This window comes from Nitratireductor soli (assembly GCF_001050155.1).
GTDB lineage: Bacteria > Pseudomonadota > Alphaproteobacteria > Rhizobiales > Rhizobiaceae > Nitratireductor > Nitratireductor soli.
In genome coordinates this window covers 126,403-145,885 of the sequence record NZ_LFVY01000008.1, presented here as the reverse complement: position 1 = coordinate 145,885, position 19,483 = coordinate 126,403, and the positions used below count along the sequence as shown (strand labels likewise).

At 63.4% G+C, this 19,483-nt stretch carries 17 protein-coding genes and 1 pseudogene; 3 read left to right on the top strand and 15 right to left on the bottom strand.

Features of this window, described 5'->3' with window-relative positions; translation table 11 throughout:
• Nucleotides 1–23: 23 nt before the first annotated feature.
• The 5 genes from AB843_RS11765 to AB843_RS11745 all read right to left on the bottom strand — a co-directional run bounded on the left by AB843_RS11765 (nt 24) and on the right by AB843_RS11745 (nt 5,425).
• Nucleotides 24–986 (bottom strand): ABC transporter ATP-binding protein, encoded by a 963-nt coding sequence (locus AB843_RS11765; protein WP_048647042.1) that lies wholly within the window; start codon nt 984–986, stop codon nt 24–26.
• On the bottom strand, nt 983–1,963 hold the full coding sequence (locus tag AB843_RS11760) for an ABC transporter ATP-binding protein (RefSeq protein WP_048647041.1): 981 nt from the start codon (nt 1,961–1,963) through the stop codon (nt 983–985). Before AB843_RS11760 ends, AB843_RS11765 begins: the two co-directional genes overlap by 4 nt.
• 3 nt (nt 1,964–1,966) lie before the next feature.
• On the bottom strand, nt 1,967–2,788 hold the full coding sequence (locus AB843_RS11755; protein ID WP_048647040.1) for an ABC transporter permease: 822 nt from the start codon (nt 2,786–2,788) through the stop codon (nt 1,967–1,969).
• 10 nt (nt 2,789–2,798) lie between these two features.
• Nucleotides 2,799–3,734: an ABC transporter permease gene (locus AB843_RS11750; protein WP_082143796.1), complete on the bottom strand. Its 936-nt coding sequence runs from the start codon at nt 3,732–3,734 to the stop codon at nt 2,799–2,801.
• Nucleotides 3,735–3,820: 86 nt separating this feature from the next.
• A complete protein-coding gene (locus tag AB843_RS11745; protein WP_244467961.1) occupies nt 3,821–5,425 on the bottom strand; it encodes an ABC transporter substrate-binding protein in 1,605 nt (534 codons plus the stop codon).
• On the opposite strand from AB843_RS11745, the gene AB843_RS11740 reads away from it, so the two are divergent.
• The gene (locus tag AB843_RS11740; RefSeq protein ID WP_244467960.1) at nt 5,355–6,347 is read left to right on the top strand and encodes a LysR family transcriptional regulator; all 993 of its coding nucleotides are present in this window, start codon (nt 5,355–5,357) and stop codon (nt 6,345–6,347) included. The two genes, AB843_RS11745 and AB843_RS11740, sit on opposite strands and share 71 nt — an antisense overlap.
• A gap of 34 nt (nt 6,348–6,381) precedes the next feature.
• Here the strand turns inward: AB843_RS11740 and AB843_RS24975 are convergent.
• From AB843_RS24975 to AB843_RS11710, 5 genes and pseudogenes are all read right to left on the bottom strand, one after another.
• Nucleotides 6,382–7,242: pseudogene (locus AB843_RS24975) on the bottom strand (DDE-type integrase/transposase/recombinase); the annotation flags it as partial.
• A 235-nt stretch (nt 7,243–7,477) separates the two neighbouring features.
• On the bottom strand, nt 7,478–8,284 hold the full coding sequence (locus AB843_RS11725) for an amino acid ABC transporter ATP-binding protein (protein ID WP_048647035.1): 807 nt from the start codon (nt 8,282–8,284) through the stop codon (nt 7,478–7,480).
• Entirely contained in the window at nt 8,281–9,231 is a 951-nt protein-coding gene (locus AB843_RS11720; RefSeq protein ID WP_048647034.1) for an amino acid ABC transporter permease, read from the bottom strand. Before AB843_RS11720 ends, AB843_RS11725 begins: the two co-directional genes overlap by 4 nt.
• Nucleotides 9,232–9,268: 37 nt before the next feature.
• On the bottom strand, nt 9,269–10,126 hold the full coding sequence (locus AB843_RS11715; RefSeq protein ID WP_048647033.1) for an ABC transporter substrate-binding protein: 858 nt from the start codon (nt 10,124–10,126) through the stop codon (nt 9,269–9,271).
• Between the two features lie 114 nt (nt 10,127–10,240).
• Nucleotides 10,241–11,257 carry an isopenicillin N synthase family dioxygenase gene (locus AB843_RS11710; RefSeq protein ID WP_048647032.1) on the bottom strand — a complete coding sequence of 339 codons (1,017 nt, stop codon included), beginning with the start codon at nt 11,255–11,257 and terminating at the stop codon, nt 10,241–10,243.
• A 98-nt stretch (nt 11,258–11,355) separates the two neighbouring features.
• Between AB843_RS11710 and AB843_RS11705 the strand changes: the two genes are divergently transcribed.
• Nucleotides 11,356–12,300 (top strand): nucleoside hydrolase, encoded by a 945-nt coding sequence (locus tag AB843_RS11705; RefSeq protein ID WP_048647031.1) that lies wholly within the window; start codon nt 11,356–11,358, stop codon nt 12,298–12,300.
• Nucleotides 12,301–12,489: 189 nt separating this feature from the next.
• Nucleotides 12,490–13,140: a TetR/AcrR family transcriptional regulator gene (locus AB843_RS11700; RefSeq protein ID WP_048647030.1), complete on the top strand. Its 651-nt coding sequence runs from the start codon at nt 12,490–12,492 to the stop codon at nt 13,138–13,140.
• A 103-nt stretch (nt 13,141–13,243) separates the two neighbouring features.
• On the opposite strand, the gene AB843_RS11695 is transcribed toward AB843_RS11700, so the two are convergent.
• The 5 genes from AB843_RS11695 to AB843_RS11675 form a co-directional block, all read right to left on the bottom strand.
• On the bottom strand, nt 13,244–16,318 hold the full coding sequence (locus AB843_RS11695; RefSeq protein WP_048647029.1) for an aminotransferase class III-fold pyridoxal phosphate-dependent enzyme: 3,075 nt from the start codon (nt 16,316–16,318) through the stop codon (nt 13,244–13,246).
• Nucleotides 16,319–16,442: 124 nt separating this feature from the next.
• The gene (locus AB843_RS11690; protein ID WP_048647028.1) at nt 16,443–17,090 is read right to left on the bottom strand and encodes a cysteine hydrolase family protein; all 648 of its coding nucleotides are present in this window, start codon (nt 17,088–17,090) and stop codon (nt 16,443–16,445) included.
• A 2-nt stretch (nt 17,091–17,092) separates the two neighbouring features.
• Nucleotides 17,093–17,875 carry an N-formylglutamate amidohydrolase gene (locus AB843_RS11685; protein WP_048647027.1) on the bottom strand — a complete coding sequence of 261 codons (783 nt, stop codon included), beginning with the start codon at nt 17,873–17,875 and terminating at the stop codon, nt 17,093–17,095.
• Entirely contained in the window at nt 17,872–18,765 is an 894-nt protein-coding gene (locus tag AB843_RS11680) for a branched-chain amino acid ABC transporter permease (protein ID WP_048647026.1), read from the bottom strand. Before AB843_RS11680 ends, AB843_RS11685 begins: the two co-directional genes overlap by 4 nt.
• Entirely contained in the window at nt 18,765–19,472 is a 708-nt protein-coding gene (locus tag AB843_RS11675; RefSeq protein WP_048647134.1) for an ABC transporter ATP-binding protein, read from the bottom strand. Before AB843_RS11675 ends, AB843_RS11680 begins: the two co-directional genes overlap by 1 nt.
• Between the last annotated feature and the right edge of the window lie 11 nt (nt 19,473–19,483).

Below are 19,483 nucleotides of genomic sequence, written 5' to 3'. Positions count from 1 at the left end.
CAAAAAACATGCTTCTCTCATTCTTATGATTGGGTAACCGGCGCCTTCCAGCAGCGCACCAGTCCGCCCGCTACCGGCCGCAAGGCCTGCGGCTGCGCACATCGATCTTCGGTCAGCGGGCATCGTCCCGCGAACCGGCAACCCTCCGGCAGATCGAAGGGGTCCGGCATCTCACCGTCCATCGCGATGCGTTCGCGGCGGGTTCGATCCATCTGCGGCACGGCGGCGATCAGGCCCCTTGTGTAGGGATGCAGCGGCGCGTCGAAGAGGGGCTTGGCACTCTGCAGTTCGACCACTTCGCCCAGATACATGACGGCGACACGGTCGCACAGATGCGCAATCACCTGCATGTCGTGCGAAATGAACACGACCGTGATCCCCTCATCGTGCTTGAGCTGCTCGAAGAGGTTGATGATGTTGGCCTGAACCGACGCGTCCAGCGCCGAGACGGGCTCATCGGCGACCAGGATTTCCGGCTTGGGGCAGAGCGCGCGTGCAATGGAGGCGCGCTGGCGCTGGCCGCCGGAAAGGGCATGGGGGTATTTCCTCGCCACCTCGCCCGGCAGGCCGACCTTCTGCAGGATGCTCGCCACCTCGTCCAAGCGCTCCTTGCGTGTCACCTCGGGGCGATAGTGGGCGATGGCCTCGGACAACAGCGCGCCGATGGTCATGCGCGGGTTGAGCGATGAATAGGGATCCTGAAACACCATCTGGATACGCCCGTCGGGGTCGGGCCCGGACATCGGCATGCCGTCCAGCAGAACCTGCCCTTCGGTGCAGGGATGCAGGCCGACCAACATGCGCGCCAGCGTGCTCTTGCCGCAGCCGGACTCACCGACGATGCCCAGCGTCTCACCGCGCTCGACCGCCAGATCGACACCGCGCACCGCCTTCAGCACCACGGGCGGGCGGCGCATCAAAATGTCAAGCATCCCCCGACGGGTGACAAAACTGCGCGAGACGGATTTGGCTTCCAGCATGGTCATTGCACGCGATCCAGTATGCAGGCGTCACGATGGCCCGGTGCGCCGCCGGCGCGCGGCGCAAGGGGCGGGCGCGCCGCGCGGCAGGCGTCATGCGCATGCGCGCAGCGCGGGGCAAAGCGGCATCCCGGCGGCGGCGCGATCAGGCTGGGCGGCATCCCCTCGATCGGCGTCAGCTTGCGCCCGCGCATCGCCGCCGAGGGCAGTGCGGCCAGCAGCGCCCGCGTGTAGGGATGCGCGGCCTCGTGCAGCACTTCGTCCGTCGTGCCGGTCTCGACGATCTGTCCGCCATACATCACCGCCACCCTGTCACAGACCTCGGCCACGACGCCCAGATCATGCGTCACCATAATGATCGCCGTATCCGTCTCAGCGCGCCGGTCGAGCAGCAGCCGCAGGATCTGGTCCTGCACCGTTACGTCCAGTGCCGTCGTCGGCTCGTCGGCGATGATCAGCGGCGGTTGCAGGGCCAGCGCCATAGCGATGACGACACGCTGGCGCAGCCCGCCGGACAGCTCATGCGGATAGGCCTCCATGCGTCGCTCGGGCGAAGTGACCTTGACGTCGCGCAACATCTGCACCGCGCGCTCTCGCGCTTCGGCGCGGCTCACCTTGCCGTGCCGCAGGATTACCTCGGCGATCTGCCGACCGACGCGCATCGTCGGGTTGAGCGCGGTCAGTGGGTCCTGGAAGATAAAGGAAATCTTGCTGCCGCGGACCTCATGCATCTTCGCCTCGGGCCGTTCCACCAGATTGCCGACCCCGTCCATCTCGATGCTGCCGCCCGCGATCCGTGCCCGGGCACCGCCGAACAGCTTGATGATGGAGCGGCAGGTGGCCGACTTGCCACAGCCGCTCTCGCCGACGATACCGAAGATCTCACCCGGCTCGATATCGAAACTGACATCGTCCACGGCACGGGCCACGCCCTGGCGGCCATGGAACTCGGTGACGAGGTTGCGGACGGACAAAAGCGGCATGATCTACCCTTCCGGTTTCAGCGCGGATGAGAGACCCTCACCGACCAGGGAGAAGCCGATCCCGACCCAGGCCAGCGCAAGACCGGGGAACAGGGTCATCCACGGCGCCTCGCGCATGTAGTCGATGCTTTCGACGATCAGCAGGCCCCATTCCGGCGCGGGAGGCTGCACCCCGAGACCGAAGAACGACAGCGCGGCTATGGCCTGCACGGTCAACACCACGTCGGACATGGAATAGACCAGCGCGGGTGTGATCGTGTTGGGCATGATGTGGCGAAACAGGATGCGCGGGCTGCCATAGCGCAGCACGCGCGCGGCCTCGACATATTCGAGCTGCGCGGCGACCAGCGTCTCGCCCCGCACGATCCGGGCGTAGCCGATCCAGTTGACCAGGAAGAACGCGATGTAGAGGTTCGTCTCGCTCGGACCCAGGACGCCGACGATGGCCAGCACCAGCACATAGAACGGAAAGGCCCATGCAATGTCGGTCAGCCGCATCAGCACCGAGTCCACCACCCCACCGAAATACCCGGCGACAAGGCCGATCACGACGCCGATCGCCGCCGGCCCGAACACGCAGATCAGCGCCAGGCGCAGGTCAAAAACCGCACCGGCGATCACCCGGGTGAAGATGTCGCGCCCAAAATTGTCCGTGCCGAACCAATGCGTGCCCGACGGCGGCTGAAGCGCCGCGGCAAAATCGAGCTGATAGGGATCATGCGCCGACAGGATCGGCGTCAGCAGCACGGCCAGAAGCAACGCGAGGAGCATGGCGAGCCCCGCAAGGCCCGACAGATTGCGGCAGAATTTTCCGAGAAAGATCATCTGCCCTCTTTCAATCCAGGGATGCGCGCGGATCGGCGATGGAATAGGCGATATCGGTCAAGAGGTTCACCACCACCACCAGCATCGCGAAGATGACGGTCAGGCCCCGGATGACCGGGAAATCGCGCGACACGATCGCGTCGATCAGCAGGCTGCCGAGGCCGGGGACCGAGAAGATCTTCTCCACCACCACCGTGCTTCCGATGATCCAGCCGATGCGCACACCGACGATCGAGATGGTGGAAATCAGGCTGTTGCGCAGGATGTGCCTGGTAAACACCTGGACGCGCGACAGACCCTTGGCGCGGGCCGTATCGACATAGTCGGCCGACATCGTCTCGATGAGCGTGGCGCGCAGGCTTTGCTGGATCAGCGCCGCCGTGGAAAGCCCGACCACCAGCGAAGGCAGGAACAGGCGGTGCATATTCTGCAGCAGCCCCTCGCCGATCCCGCCCGTTGGAAAGAGGCCGAGGCTGAGCGACAGCCACAGGATGAGCACGAAGGAGAGCCAGAAGGGCGGCAGCGCAATGACGAAGACAAAGAGCTGCCTGATGGCAAGGTCTATCGCGCCGCCCCGCTTGAGGGCAGCGAGGATGGCGAAGGGCAGCGCGACCACCAACGCCAGCAGCGTCGAGTAGACGACGATGCCCAGCGTGAAGGGCAGCCGCTCCAGCACCAGCGTCGACACGGGGAGCTTGTGGAACAGCGACGTTCCGAACGAGCCGGTGACGCAATCGCGCAGGAACAGCAGATATTGCTGCCATATCGGCTGGTCCAGACCCCATTGATGGCGCATCGCCGCCATTTCCTCGGCGCTGGCGCGGGTGCCCATCGCCCGCTCCACCGGATCGCCCGGCACGACCTGCAGCAGCAGGAAGCCCAGCAGCGTGATGCCGATCAGCACAGGAATCAGCATGATGAGGCGCTGTAGAATGGATCGCAGCATTGGCGGGCCCTCTCGGTCGGAAGGTTTTATGAGGGCGGGGACGCTGGGCCGGCAAGTGGCGCCGACCCTGCATCAAGACATGCCGATCAGTCGGTGAATTTCACATCTTCGAGACGGAAATTCGATGTCGGAAGGATTTCGAAGCCTTCGACATTGTCCCGCGTCGCCCAGGCCGAGGCCGGGTGGTAAAGGAAGATATAGGGCGCGCCGTTGTGCAGGATCTGCACCATTTCGCGGAACATCGCGCCGCGCTTCTCGCCGTTCCCGGTGACGCGCTCCTCCTGGTAAAGCGTGTTCAGACGCTCGCTTTTCCATTCTGTGTGATAGGCGTTGGCGCGCTCGGGGTTGACGGCGAGAAACCCGATCAGCTGGTCTGGGTCGATTGTATCGGATGTCGCATAAGACACCGACATCTCGTAGTTTCCGGCCTTGGTGGTTTCCCAATGGGTGCCGCTTTCGACCATCTGGATGCTCAGCTTGATCCCCAGGGGCTGCATCATTGCCTGCAGCGCAACGGCAACGTTGCGATGTGCCGCCATGCCGGAATTGACCAGCAGTTCGGCCTCGAAGCCATCGCCCAGCCCGGCCTCGTCCAGCAGTGCCCTGGCAGCGTCGAGATCGTAGGCATAAGGCGCAAGATCCAGATCGGCATAGGCCATCGGCGGCATTGCGCTGGCGGCGACCTTGCCGGCGCCGTAAAGCACCCCCTGGATCAGCGCATTCTTGTCGACGGCCATGTTCAGCGCGCGGCGCACCTTTTCATCATCGAACGGCGCCTTGGTGGTGTTCAACTGCACGAAGTCCGACCGATACGGCACTGCCGTGCCCACCGCGATGCCATCCTTTGCCTTCAACGCTTCGATCTGGTTCAGCGGTGGGTCGATGATGGCGTCCACGTCGCCCGCTTCCAGCTTGATCGTGCGGGCCGATCCTTCGGTCACGATGTCCAGTTCGGCGTTCTCGATATAAGGCTTGCCCTCCTGCCAGTAATGCGGGTTCGCCTCGAGCTCGATCTTCGAGCCGCGGGTCCACTTGGCAAGAGCATATGGCCCCGAACCGACCGGATCGGAGAAGAAGTCGTCACCCTGTTCCTCGACCAGCTTCCTGGGAAGGATCGCGCCCGAGAACATGGCGAGGTTGTTCAGCGCAGGGGTAAAGGGCTTGTCCAGCTTCAGCGCGATCTCGCGGTCATTGATGATCTCGTAGCCGGTGATTGGACGAAAAAACCCGGCCCAACCGGATTTTTCCGATGCGGCCCGCTCGAGCGAGAACTGCACATCCCCGGCGGTGACGGGCGTGCCATCGGAAAACTGCGCGTCGCGCAGCTTGAACGTCAGGGTGAGCCCGTCCTCGGACACCTCCCATGATTCAGCCAGCCCCGGTTCCAGCTCCTTGCCGTCCTTGCTGGGCCGGATCAGCGTGTCGTAGATCAGCAGCTGCGTCCAGATCGACGCGTTGTCGCTGGTCGCGATCGGATCCAGCGATACCGGATCGACGCCCATCGCGACGCGCAGCGTCTCGGCCTGCGCCATGCCCGCTGTAAGCATCATGCAGCCCGTGACGAGCAGAGACCTGAATGGTCCGTTCATTTTTGTTCCTCCCTGAATGGCAATCTTGCGATTGAACCCGACAGCAGCCGTTTGCCACGGCGCCCGCCAGTCAACGGGAACGATAGACCCGACGCCGACCACCTGTATAATGATTAAGAATATTGCTTCTATCAGCAGGCTGATAATGAATTTTCGCGAACTCGAGCTGTTCGGCACGTTGATGCGGGTCGGAACCACCATCGAAACAGCCCGGGTATTGGGCATTTCGCAACCTGGTGTCAGCGCGCAGATCAAACGGCTCGAAACGCGTTTGGGCTTTGCGCTGTTCCACCGGGCCGGCAACCGGCTGGAGCCGACGGCCGAGGCATCGGCGCTTTTCGAGAAAGCAATGCCGATATTCTCGACCCATCTCGACCTGCTGCAGCGGGTCGAAACACTGCGCAACTCGGCGGCAAGTCCACTGTCCATTTCCGCCACCCCGGCGGTTGTCGAAAGTTTTCTCGCGCCAAGGCTCAGCAGGGCGGGTTATGAAGGTTGGCAGGCGCGCATGCGACTGCGGGTCAGCGAACCCGAGGACGATGTGCGCACTGGTCGGGCCGATCTCGGCCTGCAGATGGCGGTGCCGGCCAAGACGCATTTTCAGGCCATCGTCCTGGCAAAGGTGGCACTCGTCGCAGTGGTCAGGGCAGACAACCCATTGGCCGCGCAGGACAAGGTCACGCTAGCCAGGCTCGCCGGTGAAAAACTGGTTTGCTACGATCCCAACTGGTCGCCGATGGGCGCGGCCATAGAGCGGGCGTATCGAGCACAGGGATTGCCGTTCGAACTGGCCTGCGATGTGCCGTTTTGCTCCACCGTCTGCCCCCTGGTGGAAGCCTGTGGCGGCGTCGGAATCGTCGATGAGTTTACCGGCACACGTCACAGGCACGACCGGTTGAAGATGCTGGCGATCACCGATATCGCGCCCATTGCTCTGGTCGCCTTCCATCGCAGAAACGAACCGATGCGCGCTGTGGCGCACGACCTTTTGACAAGGCTTGTCGAAGATTGCCGCAAGAGGTGAGTAAGCGTGGTTCAAGACCGTTCACCCCTCCTGCGGCATCACGCACATGGCTCATGCGCTGTGTCTCTGTATTCTCCCCCAGATCCCCGGCGATTTAGCTCGGGCCGTTATCGCTGAGCAGTCAGGGTCTGTGAGGACGTGGGTATGGTAGCAGCCTGACGCTGCCAGCGCTGTGTCCAGCGTATCGGTGAGATCCTCGGCACGCACGGGTGGTGCCAGCTTCCAGGCGCTGATATAGCGCGAGAAGTCGTCGAGCACGGTCGACAGGTACACATCCAACCCCACCCGATGATCTTGAAGTAGGTGAAGTCGGTCTGCCACATCTCGTTGGGGGTCTCGTTTTGATATGGAACGCATCAGCGACCTTGATCACCACATAGGCTGGGCTGGTAGTCAGATCATGGGCCTTCAGCAGGAAACGAACCGTGGCCTCGGACACGAAGTCGCACTTCTCGTGGGTGAAGTGCACCGCCGGTTCCCGCGTGGAGATCTCGGATTGATCCAGTGCCAGTTCAATGATCTGGTCGTGGATATCCGCCGGAACACGGTTCCACACCCGGCTCAGCGCCGAAGGTCGATCTTCCAGCGCTTCGGGTCCCCATCCAGATAGCGGTCATACCAGCGACGGAAGGTCCGGCGTGGGATGCCCAACTGCTCCAGCGTTTTGCGGGCGGCAGGTGCGACTGCTCGACGATCCTGATGATCTTGAGCTTCTCGGGTGCGGGATACCTCATTCGTCGTCGCCCTCATCCGCGGTCATGCTTTTCTTGAGCAGTCGATTCTCGAGTGTCAGGTCGGCGACGCATTCCTTCAAGGCGCTGGCCGCGCAGCGCAGATCCTTCACTTCATCGGCGGTGGCAACAGCAGTTTGGGCTGTCAGAACGCCTAGGCGCCTCGGGCATCCTCCTGGTGGCGACGCATCAGGCCCTCAGGAAGGGGTATCGGGCGTCACCACTTTGCAGGGGGCAGGCCAGTATGCAGTTCGCAAGGCAAGGCCCACATCAGTTCAGGGAGCTGCAATGCTCGAACCTTCGGGTCTGGGTCCCCGTCTTGAACATTGAAGTCTGCTCCGAAGAACGAAGAATGATGACACGTCATGGCACCGAAGAACGGTCACGCGCGAGCTCCTATCAAAGCACTTTGGACAGAAATTCCTTCGTGCGCAGCGATTGCGGGTCGGCAATCATCTCGCGCGGGTTCCCGCGTTCGACGATCACGCCGTCATCCATGAAGATCAGTTGGTCGCCGATTTCGCGGGCAAAGCCGATCTCATGCGTCACCACGACCATCGTTATGCCGGTTTCGGCAAGGTCGCGCATGACCTGTAGAACCTCGCCCACCAGTTCCGGATCGAGCGCGGAGGTGGGTTCGTCGAAGAGGAGCACCTTGGGCTTCATCGCCATGGCGCGGGCAATCGCCACACGTTGCTGCTGGCCCCCCGACAACTCGCGCGGATAGCGATCAACCTTGTCGGAAAGACCCACGCGGCTGAGCAGTTCCAACGCTTCGGCCTTCGCCTGATCGACAGGAACATGGCGGACGTGAACCGGCGCCTCCATCAGGTTCTCGATCACCGTCATGTGCGAGAACAGGTTGAACGACTGGAACAGCATGCCGATCTCGGCGCGCCGCTGACAAAGCTCGTCATCCTTCACCTCGTAGAGCCGGTCGTCGCGCAGGTCGTAGCCCACAAACGCGCCGTCGACGAGCAGGATACCGCCCGTCAGCTTCTCCAGATGATTGATGCAGCGCAGGAAGGTGCTCTTGCCGGAACCGGACGGCCCGATGATGCAGGCGACCGAACCGGCCGGCACATCGATGTCCACCCCCTTCAGCACTTCCAGCGTGCCGTAGGATTTGCGCACACCGCGCGCGAAGACCATGGAGTCCGCCGGCACGCCGAACCGGGCACGGTTTTCCGATGGCGTATTGCTCATGTCGCGGCTCCCTTCGGGCGCGACCCGAATGCGTTGCGGATCACCCGGGCGACCCGGGGCTCCCTGCGGCTTTCACTGCGGCCGAAACGCCGCTCGAGGAAGTGCTGCCCGACCGACATGATCGACACCACGGCGAGATACCAGAAGGCGACGACGATGAGCAGCGGAATGGTCTCGAACGTGCGCGCGTAGATCGACTGCGCCGAATAGAACAGGTCATCGACGGCGATGAAGGTCACCAGCGAGGTCAGCTTGAGAAGATTGATCGCCTCATTGCCCGTCGGCGGCACCACGAAACGCATCGCCTGCGGCAGCACGATGCGCGTCAGGATGTTGCGGTACGGCATGCCCAGCGCGCGCGCCGCCTCCGACTGGCCCGAAGGGACGGACTTGATGCCAGCGCGGATGATCTCGGCCATATATCCCGCCTCGCACAGCGAAAGGGCCAGCACGGCGGAGAAGAACGGCGTCATGAAGTCGTTGGTGCGGATCGAGAACACCTCGCCCACGAAGGGCAGCGTCAGCGAGAGTTCACGCATCAGAAGCGCCAGGTTGAACCAGAAGATGAGCTGGATCAGCGCCGGCACGCCGCGAAAGAACCATACATAGGCGCCGGCGAAACTGCGCAGCACCGGGCTCGGCGAAACGCGCATGATCGCGACGATCGTGCCGATGATGATCGCCAGCGCCATGATGACGACCGTAAGGATCAGCGTGTTCAGAAGACCGCTCATGATCGATGGATGAAAGAGATAGCCGGCGGCTGTCTCCCATCCGAAGGCCGGGTTCACGGCAAAGGCGCGTAGGATGAAGAACGAAAGCACCAGGGTGAGCGCCGTGCCGATCCAGATCCCGTAACTGCGGCGCGGCACGACGACCAGACGGCCGACCTCCCCGCCCCCGGAGGATGGCTGGGTTCGGGCCTCGCTCGCGTCGACCTTGCTCATCGTTTCTCCAAATTCACTGCAGCGGGCGACAGGCCGATCATTCGGCCCGCAATGCCTCCATATCGCCGACGAAATAAGGTTCCTTGATCTCGTAGGCGCCCATTCCGTACTTCTCCAGGATCGACCGATAGGTGCCGTTCTCAAACAGCTCGGCGAGTGCCGCAACCATCATGTCGGCGGTTGGCTTGTCGCCCTTCGCGATCGCCAGACCAAGCGGCGCGACGTCGTAAAGCGTCGGCAGAACGACCAGCTTGCCCTTGCTCGTGACCTCGAAATAGCTGGAGGCGGTGGCATCGTCCATGCGCGCGTCGATACGGTCGGCGAGCACGGCCTGAATGATGTCGGTCGAGGAATTGAAGACCGACTTGTCGATTGCTTCCTTGCCCTCTTGCGCGCACTCGGCGTTGAGCGTGTCGACAAGGAAGTCGGAGGCGCTGCCAGCGGACACGCCAACGCGCTTGCCGCACAGCGGCAGATCGCCGGTGAACTCGTTCTTTTTCTCCGGCGAGGTGGAGGCCGCGATGCCCGCCTTGATGAACATCACGAAATCGACCTGTTTCAGGCGATCGGAATTGGCCGAGAATGTCTCCCAGGCGATCTTGAAGCGTCCCGCCGCCAGCCCCGGGATCATCGAGGGGAACGGCGTGCGCTGCACGTCGAGTTCGGCGTCCACCAGCTTGGCGACCTCACCGGCCAACTCGATGATGATGCCCGTCGGCTTGCCCTCGGCATCCATATATTCGAAAGGCGCGAAATCGATCGTGTTGGCGATCGTCAGCTTGCCGCTTTCCTCGACTTCCGGCGATTTCGGGATGTCCGCCGCCGCCGAAGCGCTCCAGCCGGCGATCATTGCGGCGAGGCCGAGCCCCGCCAGATGCGAAACATGTTTGTTCATACCCGTTCTCCTCTGGACCTGTTCTTTATATGCCCAAGCCCGCACGGCATAATCCCTTTGCACACGACCATGACCGCCCTGTGGGACGGTCATGGTCGTTCGCGCACGAACAGATCAGCTCCCTGCGGCGTCCTGCGCAGCCTTCTTCTTGCGGTAGTGATAGTTCTTGTCGATGCGCTCCATCAGGTAGTCGCCATAGAGCACCGGCTCGTATTTCGGCGCAGCACCTTCCCCCAAGCAGGCCGGCAGCGCCTCGATCAGCGCTTCCATCGATGGATCGAAGAAGAAGGGCTGCGAGTAGCGCTCGCGTCCCGAGCGGTTGATCACCCGGTGCGGCGTCGAGACGAAGACGTCGTTCGACCAGCGTGCGAGAATATCACCCACATTCATCACGAAGGAATTCGGGATCGGCGGCGCAGGCACCCAGTCGCCCGCCTTGTTCTTGACCTCGAGCCCGCCGACATCGTCCTGCGCGAGCAGCGTGATGAAGCCGTAATCCGTATGCGGCGCGGAACCGAACAGGCCCTCCTCCACCGGCTGCGTGGGATAGTGCAGAAGCCGCAGGAAGGTGGTCGGATCGTCGAAATGGCTGTTCAGCTCGTCCGGCGACAGGCCAAGCGAGATCGAGATCGCACCAATCATCTTGCGCGCCAGCGTGTTCATCTGGTCGACGTAGCGCTCGACCGTCTGGCGGAATTCGGGCAGCGAGGTTTCCTCAGGCCACTGATTGGGGCCCTGCAGCGGCTTGTCGGCGCGCGCGCGCGGGTCGTTCGCGTCAACCTCATGCATGAAGAAGATCGATTCGCTCTGGTTGGGCTTGCTCACTGCCGCAACGGACGAAGTGACGATGGTCGAGCCGGCAAAGGGCAGATAGCCGCGGAAATTCTTGTCGATCCGCAGCTTCAGCTTCTCTTCTTCCGGAAGCGCGAAGAACAGCTTGCTCGCCTCGCGTACAGCCTCGATGTCCTCCTGAGGAATCCGGTGACCGACGATGTAGAGGAAGCCGATGTTCTCCAGATAGCCGCGCAGCGTCGACGCAACCGCGCGCAAGGCAGCCTCGTCGCCATCGTAAAGACCCGAAACATCGAGAACCGGAATCTCGGAAAATTCACCGCGTGCGCTCGTGGACATGGCAGTCATCCCAGCTTGAAGATACGATACAGTACTGTATTTATGCATATCAGATTGTGCTCGGCAATAGCCGAATCAGACCGAAACGGGACACCGACATGGCGCCACGCAAAATCATCATCGACACGGATCCCGGACAGGATGACGCATTTGCGATCCTGTTCGCACTGGGTTCTTCGAAAGAGCTCGAAGTGGTCGGCATCACCACTGTTGGCGGCAATGTGCCGCTTGCGCTGACGACGAAGAACGCGCTCAAGGTGGTTGAACTTGCGAGCCGCCCGGACGTCCCCGTTTTCGCCGGCTGCGCCGCGCCGATGGTGAAGAAGCTGATGACGGCGGAATATGTCCACGGCGAAACGGGCCTCGACGGCGCGGAACTCCCCGAACCGACGACACCGATGCAGGACGAACACGCTGTCAACTGGCTCGTCCGCACGATCATGGACGCGGCCGAAGGCGAGCTGACCGTCTGCACGCTCGGCCCGATGACGAACCTCGCCGTGGCGATGACCATGGAGCCCCGCATCGTTCCCCGGCTGCGCGAAGTGGTCCTGATGGGCGGCGGCTTCTTCGAAGGCGGCAACGCCACTCCTGCGGCGGAGTTCAACATTTTTGTCGACCCGCACGCCGCCCACAAGGTGTTCCACTCCGGCGCGCCGGTCACCATGGCGCCCATCGACTGCACCTACACCGCGCAGATGACGCCGCAATGGCTGGACGCATTGCGCGCCACCGGCAGCCGCGCCGCGGTCGAGGCCGCCAACATGGCCGATTTCTACCGGCAGTATGGCGATCACAAATTCCCGACGGAAGCGCGGCCGATTCACGACGCCTGCGTCACCGGCTACCTGCTCGCCCCGAATGCCTATGAGCAGCGCCAGTGCTATGTGACCGTCGACATTTCCTCACCCGAGACCATCGGCATGACCGTTGTCGACTGGTGGCATGTCACGGGCAAGCCGAAGAACGTCAAGGTGCTCCGGCGTATCGACCCGGCCCCGTTCTTCGACCTGATGCTGGAGCGCATCAGCGCCTTGCCGTAGCGCATCGGCCCGATGCGTTGCAGCGATAAATGTCAGCCCTTGTGCGTCGGGGCGGATGCACGGGTTGCTCTGGAGTTTACGGATGACCGGGCTCTCGACTTCTGCTAGCGCAGACCCGGGCGACGAGAAAGGAATCGACCGGTTCCCATAAGTGCGGCGCGCGAAACGCGACCGGAGTGGAGGCAGCCCGTGGCAAGGAAGAAGACATCGAAATCCGCGCCGGACACGAAGACTTCGCAGCGCCGGACGCTCAGCCGCGAAGCCTGGGTGAAGGCCGCCCGGAAGGTGCTGGAGAAGCGCGGCATCGCCGAGGTCAAGATCGACCGCCTCGCCCGCCACTTCAAGGTGACGCGCGGCAGCTTCTACTTTCACTTCTCCAGCCTGAAGGATCTCCACGACGAGCTGCTGAACGAATGGCGCCGGGCCAATTGCGCACCCTTCGAGGCCAAGCGCGACATCATCGATGTCGATGGCCTTCAGTTCTTCACCGAGATTGTGCATATCTGGGTGGACGAAAACCCCTTCAGCCCCCTGCTGGATCTTGCCGTGCGCGACTGGTCCCGCGTCTTGAAAACGCTCGGCAAGGAAGTCGCCGAGATGGACGACCTCCGCATCCAGCTCCTCGAACGCGCCTTCCGCGCGATGGGCTATGGACCGGAGGAAGGCCTGGTGCGCGCGCGGCTGACCTATTTCCACCAGATCGGCCAGTACGCACTGTCCTTCACGGAAGATCCAGAACAACGCAAGCGTCACGGCCCAATCTACGGCAAGGTTCTCCTGGCCCCGCTGGTGCAGGAACCGAACCTGCCGAAAGACTGGCAGGATAGAGAAGCGAAGTAGGCGATTATCGCTTTCGACCGAGCAAGACCATTGTCGTGTCTGAACCTGAATCGACGAAACTTTGAACCGGCCTGTCTCTTTGTCTTCCGCATTTATGCGGACGTCAGGTGCTTCCACCTGACGGCAAAACGCTCTGGCCGGCCCTCGTCACCGCCGCGAAGCTTTCCTCAAGAACACCAAGCAGGTGATCCGCATTCGCCTCGGTGAAGATCATCGGCGGGCGCATCTTCAACACATTGTCATGCGGCCCTTCGGTGCCCATCAACACGCCCCGCGCCCGCGCCTCGTTGCATATGGCGCGTGCGGTTGCCGTGGCGGGCGCCTTGCTCTCGCGGTCTTCCACCAGCTCGATGCCGAGGAACAGCCCCATGCCGCGCACATCGCCGATCACGGCATAGCGTTTCTGGAGTTCGGCGAAGCCGGCCAGCAGATGGTCGCCGACCCGCGCCGCATTCTCCCGGAGCCCCTCGCCCTCGATCACGTCGAGAACAGCGAGACCCACCGCGCAGGAAACCGGGTTTCCGCCAAACGTGTTGAAATACTCCATGCCGTTCTGGAAGGATTCAGCGATTTCCCGGCGCACGACCACCGCGCCCATCGGATGACCGTTGCCGATCGGCTTGCCGACAGTGACGATATCCGGCACCACGCCCTGTGCTTCAAAGGCCCACCAATGGCTGCCGACGCGGCCGAAGCCCACCTGCACCTCGTCGGCGATGCAGATGCCGCCGGCCGCCCGCACCAGGCGGTAGACCTCATCCAGATAGCCTTCCGGCAGAAACACCTGCCCCGCGACGCTGGGGATGGATTCAGCGATGAAGAAGCCGGGCGCATTGCCCTTTGCGGCCATGGCGTCGATCTGTTGCGCCACGCTTTCGGCAAAGCGTTTCGCCATTTCCTCCTGCGGCCAGTCGGCGGGCGCGTGATAGGCGTCCGGCAGCTCCGCCACATGAACATGCGGTCTGATGCCCTGCCCGCCTTTACGACGGAACTTGTAGGCGCTGAGATCGATCAGCTCCTGCGTCGTGCCGTGATAGGCCCAGTCGAGAACGATGGCATTCTCCCGGCCCGTATGCGTCCGCATCATGCGCAGCGCCAGACTGTTTGCCTCCGAGCCCGAGTTCACGAAGGCCGCAATGCCGAGTTCCTGCGGCATGGTCGCCGTCAGCCGCTCGGCATAGGCAACGATGTTGTCGTGCAGGTAGCGCGTGTTGGTGTTGAGCCTCGCCGCCTGCGTCGACAGCGCCCGCACGACCGCCGGGTGGCAATGGCCGAGATGGCAGACATTGTTGAAGCAATCGAGATAGGCGCGGCCGCGGTCATCGATCAGCCAGACGCCCTCACCCTTCACGAACTTGATCGGTTCCTCATAGGAGATCGACAGGTTCGGCAGGAGAAGCGACTGGCGCTTCTCAACGATCTCCGCCCTCGACAGCAGGCCAGCATCCACCGTTGCCAGCCCGGCAAAATCGCCCGCGTCGGGAAAAAGCTCACCCCAGGTTTCAAGATAGCGTGCCTCGCCAACGCCCGGAATGTCGCCGGCGCTCATCGTCCGGTCGCAGGAAATCTGCAGATGCAGATGCGGCATCCAGCCGCCATTCTCGCCCGGCCCGCCCATATGCGCGAGCAACGCACCCGCCTCGACCCGGTCGCCGACGTTCAGCCGGCTCGACACCTCATGGGCGAGATGGCCCCAGAGCGACAGAAAGGCCGGACCGTCTTCCGGCTCATGCTCCAGCACAATGACCGCACCATAGCCGAGACGCGCCGCCTCGACGCTCACCTCGCGCACCGTCCCGGCGAACGGCGCATTGAGCGCGGTGCCGGCCGGCAGGAACAGGTCGAGCCCCAGGTGATGCCGGCGGCGTTCACCGGCGATCAATCTGGATTCGAAGATATCGCTGGTGTAGACGCCGCGCTTTTCGCCCCATGGGCCGATGCCCAGAATACGCGACGCGTCGCCCACCGTCCCTTCCCACAGCGCCTGCGCCTCGTCGGGCCGTTCCTCGGCCGAGGCAATTGCGATGGGATCGGCGGGATCGCCAAGCGGCACGCGGGCCATGGGATAATTGGCCGCCGGCCGGGCAAGCACCGGCGCGAAGACGCGGCGGTTGTCCGCGAGCCATTGTTTCACCGCCCGCGCGCCCGACACCGCTTCGAAGCCGCAGGCATTGCGCAGGACGGCCGTGGCGATCCGCCGGTCCATCGCGCCGAGCCGGCGCAGAAGCTCCCAAGCGGGCCGTTCGCTGATGGCGAGATAGGGATTGTCGACCACTTCGGCCCGACGGCTGGCGGAGATGGTTACAGAAGTGACGAGCCGCATTGCGACGAGGTCGAACAGGAGATCGACTTCGTCCTCCTGCAGAGGATGGTGGGCGTGGAAGCCCGCCGCCAGCGCACCGATGGCGCCCAGCGGGTCTTCGCAGTCGAGGGCGCCATAGGCGCCGGCGATGGCCACCTCGCAGATGAGTGCGCTGTAGAGCGCATCACCGAAATCGATCAGGCCGCAGATCTTCGTCTGATCGGCCGGATCGACCAGCACATTCCAGTCATTGGCGTCGTTGTGGATCACGCCGCCGCGCAGACGCGAAAGCCGGGGCACGACGGCGGTCTCGAAGCGCTCGATGAAACGCAGGGCGAGCGCGCGGTCGTCCGCGTCCTCGATCATGTCCAGCCGGAGGCGGCTGTTGCCGGCAAGGCGCAGGTCCCAGTCCAGCGAGCGAACCGCGCCGGGATGCATGAAGCCACGCAGCGCATCGTTGAACCGGCCAAGCAGCTCGCCGAGGCTGCGCATGGCTGCCTCGCTGCGCGGCACTTCGGCAAGCGGCGTGCCGTCGATCCAGCTCACCAGGCGCAGGCGGTGCGAAGCGCCGCCGTCCGTAACGACCGTGCCGAGCACCTCGCCCGTCAGCGTCGGCAGGAGGGCCGGCACCGGCAGGTCCGGCGCGTGCCGATTGATATGCTGCAGGAGCGCGGACTGGAAATCGCTTTCCGCCGTCGGCTCGGCCGCATTGACGATCTTGAAGATATGGACGCCCGCCAGCGTCTCGACCTTGAAGTTCTGGTCCCGTTCGCTTTCCAGCGCCGAAAGCGTGCCTTCGATGCCATAGACATCGGCCAGCAGCTTGCGGGCCTCATCGTCCGAAAAGCGCGGAACCGTGTCGAGAATTGCGGTCATTCGCCCTAACCTCCCAGGCGCGCCGAGCAGGGCGCGCAGATTGTCGTCCACCGATGGTCGTCCGGCCTATGCGGGGTATCCGTTTCACGGCGCGGCCGGGCGCGCAAGCCGCCGAAATGAAACCTCACACAGCGTTTGACTGAAGCTCGCCGACGAGTTCCGCCGTCGTCATCTGGCGGCAATAGCCCTTGATCGTGCGGACAGAATTGTCGTGCCGTTCCTGGCTGTAGGTCAGGCACGCATCCGTCACCTGGGTCACGAGATAGCCGAGGTCGCAGGCGTCGCGAATGGCGCTCTCCACGCACTGATCGGTGATCAGCCCGCAGATGATGAGCTGCTTCACACCCAGATTGCGCAGGATATAGTCGATGTGGGTGGAGACGAAGACCGAGGAAGAGGATTTCGGCAGAACGATCTCGTCCTCACCCGGCGCGATCTCGTCGATCACCTTGCCGTCCCACGAGCCTTTGGGCACGTTGAAGCCGGTGATCTTGTAATCGAGGCTGCGATCGCGTCCGTCGAGCGTCAGGCTCTCGATGGTGGTGTACATCACCTCGACGCCGGCCTTGCGGCAAGCCGCCTGCAGCTTCTGCATGCGCGGGATCACGTCGCCTGCCAGCCGATCGAAGTACCAGCCATATTTCTCGTTGAAGGTCTTCTCGTCGAGACCGGCAAATTCGGCCCCGTCCTTGTGAGCGCTGAAATTCTGCACATCCACGTACAGAAGAGCGGCCTGTGCGGGCACGATGGGAACGTTGCGCGTGAGTTGCATTCCTATAACTCCGTTACGAAGTGGTGCATGACCCTGGACAGGAGGGTCGCCCATTCTGCCTGTCCGGCGGCATCTGCGATGAGGTCGTTGCGGATTTCGATCAGGCTGTGCGGAAGGCCGCTCTGCTCACCATGGCGCGGCACGAACCAGTCCGATTCGTCATCGATGGTGTAGGGCTCGTTCATGCCGATGGTCAGTCCCGGCCCGTATTCGAGCACGAGCTGGCGCAGGCGCTCCGACGTGCGCGCGTCCTTGCGGTAGAGAAAGCTGATTTGCCAGGGGCGCAACACCCCGTCCTGAAGCTGCGGGTTGAAGCTGTGGATCGAGAAAAGCGCCCGGCAATGCGGCGCCGCGCGCATGGACGCCACCGTCTCATCGAACGGCTCGAAGATTTCCCGCGTGCGGCGCGCCCGTGCCTCGGCAGTCAGCCCCCGGTTGCCGGGAACCGTCACGCCGTCGCTCACCTCCGGCATCGCATCGGGGGCATTGGGCGGGCGATTGCAATCGATCACCAGGCGGCTGTAGCTCTGCAGCACGGCCGGCGCGTCAAGCCGCTCGGCCATGAGCCGCGTGACGCCGGCGGCACCGATGTCCCAGCCGATATGCGCGTCGAGCGTCCCGTCGGCCAGGCCGAGCTTGCCAAGCGCCGCCGGAACCGCCTTGCCGGCATGTTCGCAGACCAGAAGGACCGGAAAGCTGCTTTCCTGGTTGATGATGGTGACCGGGTTCGGGTCAAGCGGCGTCAGAAGACGGCCGCTTTCCCCGACGCTTGTGTGAAGGCTCATACTTTCTCCGCCTTGAGGGCTGGCGACGGAATCAGGCCGTTCGGGCGGAAGATCAGCACGAGAACGACCAGGCAAAGGGCGATGGGATCGCGGAACTCCTGCATTCCCTGCGGCAGGTAGGCCGCGAGATAGATTTCGATGAAACCCAGGAGGAAGCCACCCGCCACCGCGCCGCGCAGCGAGCCGAGACCGCCAAGGATCGCCGCGATGAACGCCTTGAGAACCGGCGTGAAGCCCATCAGCGGGTCGACCGAGGCGCGCTGGCTCACCCACAGCACGGCGGCGACCCCGGCCAGGAAGCCCGACAACGCGAAGGCGCCGGCGATCACCGTGTTGGCGCGAATGCCCATCAGGCGCGCGACGGAGAAGTCCTCGGCGGCCGCGCGCATGGCGATGCCGACGCGATGATGCTTCATGAAGCGGTCGAGGAAGATCAGCATGACGATGGTCGTCGCGATGGCGGCGATCTTGTTGACGCCGATCACCAGCCCGCCGAAACGCACGCTTTCGGAAAGGACCTGCGGCAGGAGCACCGCCTGCGACCGTGCGGAAATGAAGTTCTGGAACAGGACCTGCAGGATCATCGACACCGCGAAGCTGGTCACCAGCATGGTTGCGCCCGAAGCATTGCGCACTGGCCTGAAGGCGATGCGCTCCATGGCGACGGCGGCGATCACCGCCGCACAGATGGCAAGCGGAACGGACAGCGCGAAGGGAACGCCGGCAAGTCCGCAGGCCATCAGGATATAGCCGGCGATGGTCATCAGCTCGCCATGGGCGAAATTGATCAGTCCCATCGTCGAGAAGACCATGGCAAGCCCGAGCGCAAGCAGCGCATAGGTCCCGCCCAATGCGAAGGCATTGACGGTTTGCTGTAGAAACAGATCCATTAATCGGCCCCCAGATAGGCAGCTTGCAGCGTTTGGGAATTACGCAGCTGGGCGGCAGTGCCGGACGCGGCGATGCGGCCGTTGGCCAGCACGTAACCGCGATCCGCGACCTCGAGCGCCATCGAAACATTCTGTTCGACAACCACCATCGTCACACCCTGCTTGCGCAACACGGTGATCAGCTCGAAAATCTGCTCGACGATCTTCGGCGCAAGCCCCAGCGACGGTTCGTCAAGCAGCAGAAGGCGCGGATTGCTCATCAGCGCACGGCCAACGGCCAGCATCTGCTGCTGGCCGCCGGACAGCGTTCCGGCAAACTGCTCGCGGCGCTCGCGCAGGATCGGAAACAGGTCGAACACCCGTTCCCAGGCGGTTTTGACGGCCGGCTTGTCGCGCATGCTGTAGGCGCCCATGAGCAGGTTTTCCCGCACGCTCAGCGTGCCGAACACGCGCCGCCCCTCGGGCGACAGCGTCATGCCGAGCGCGGCGAAACGCTCCGGCGCGCTGCCGGTCACGTCCTGCCCCCTGAAGACGATCTTGCCCTGGCTGGCCGGCGCAAGGCCGACAAGCGCGTTGAGCGTCGAGGACTTGCCTGCGCCATTGGCGCCCAGGAGCGCGATGATTTCTCCTTCACGCACGTCCAGATCGATACCGCGCACCGCGTGAACGGCGCCGTATTGCACATGGAGCGACTGGACGGACAACAGCGCAGACACGT

Coding starts and splice junctions, on each gene's coding strand:
- AB843_RS11685 (WP_048647027.1), bottom strand. CDS start 17,875: ATGAGCCTTCACACAAGCGTCGGGGAAAGCGGCCGTCTTCTGACGCCG.
- AB843_RS11690 (WP_048647028.1), bottom strand. CDS start 17,090: ATGCAACTCACGCGCAACGTTCCCATCGTGCCCGCACAGGCCGCTCTT.
- AB843_RS11750 (WP_082143796.1), bottom strand. CDS start 3,734: ATGCTGCGATCCATTCTACAGCGCCTCATCATGCTGATTCCTGTGCTG.
- AB843_RS11715 (WP_048647033.1), bottom strand. CDS start 10,126: ATGAACAAACATGTTTCGCATCTGGCGGGGCTCGGCCTCGCCGCAATG.
- AB843_RS11720 (WP_048647034.1), bottom strand. CDS start 9,231: ATGAGCAAGGTCGACGCGAGCGAGGCCCGAACCCAGCCATCCTCCGGG.
- AB843_RS11695 (WP_048647029.1), bottom strand. CDS start 16,318: ATGACCGCAATTCTCGACACGGTTCCGCGCTTTTCGGACGATGAGGCC.
- AB843_RS11755 (WP_048647040.1), bottom strand. CDS start 2,788: ATGATCTTTCTCGGAAAATTCTGCCGCAATCTGTCGGGCCTTGCGGGG.
- AB843_RS11680 (WP_048647026.1), bottom strand. CDS start 18,765: ATGGATCTGTTTCTACAGCAAACCGTCAATGCCTTCGCATTGGGCGGG.
- AB843_RS11710 (WP_048647032.1), bottom strand. CDS start 11,257: ATGTCCACGAGCGCACGCGGTGAATTTTCCGAGATTCCGGTTCTCGAT.
- AB843_RS11725 (WP_048647035.1), bottom strand. CDS start 8,284: ATGAGCAATACGCCATCGGAAAACCGTGCCCGGTTCGGCGTGCCGGCG.
- AB843_RS11705 (WP_048647031.1), top strand. CDS start 11,356: ATGGCGCCACGCAAAATCATCATCGACACGGATCCCGGACAGGATGAC.
- AB843_RS11760 (WP_048647041.1), bottom strand. CDS start 1,963: ATGCCGCTTTTGTCCGTCCGCAACCTCGTCACCGAGTTCCATGGCCGC.
- AB843_RS11765 (WP_048647042.1), bottom strand. CDS start 986: ATGACCATGCTGGAAGCCAAATCCGTCTCGCGCAGTTTTGTCACCCGT.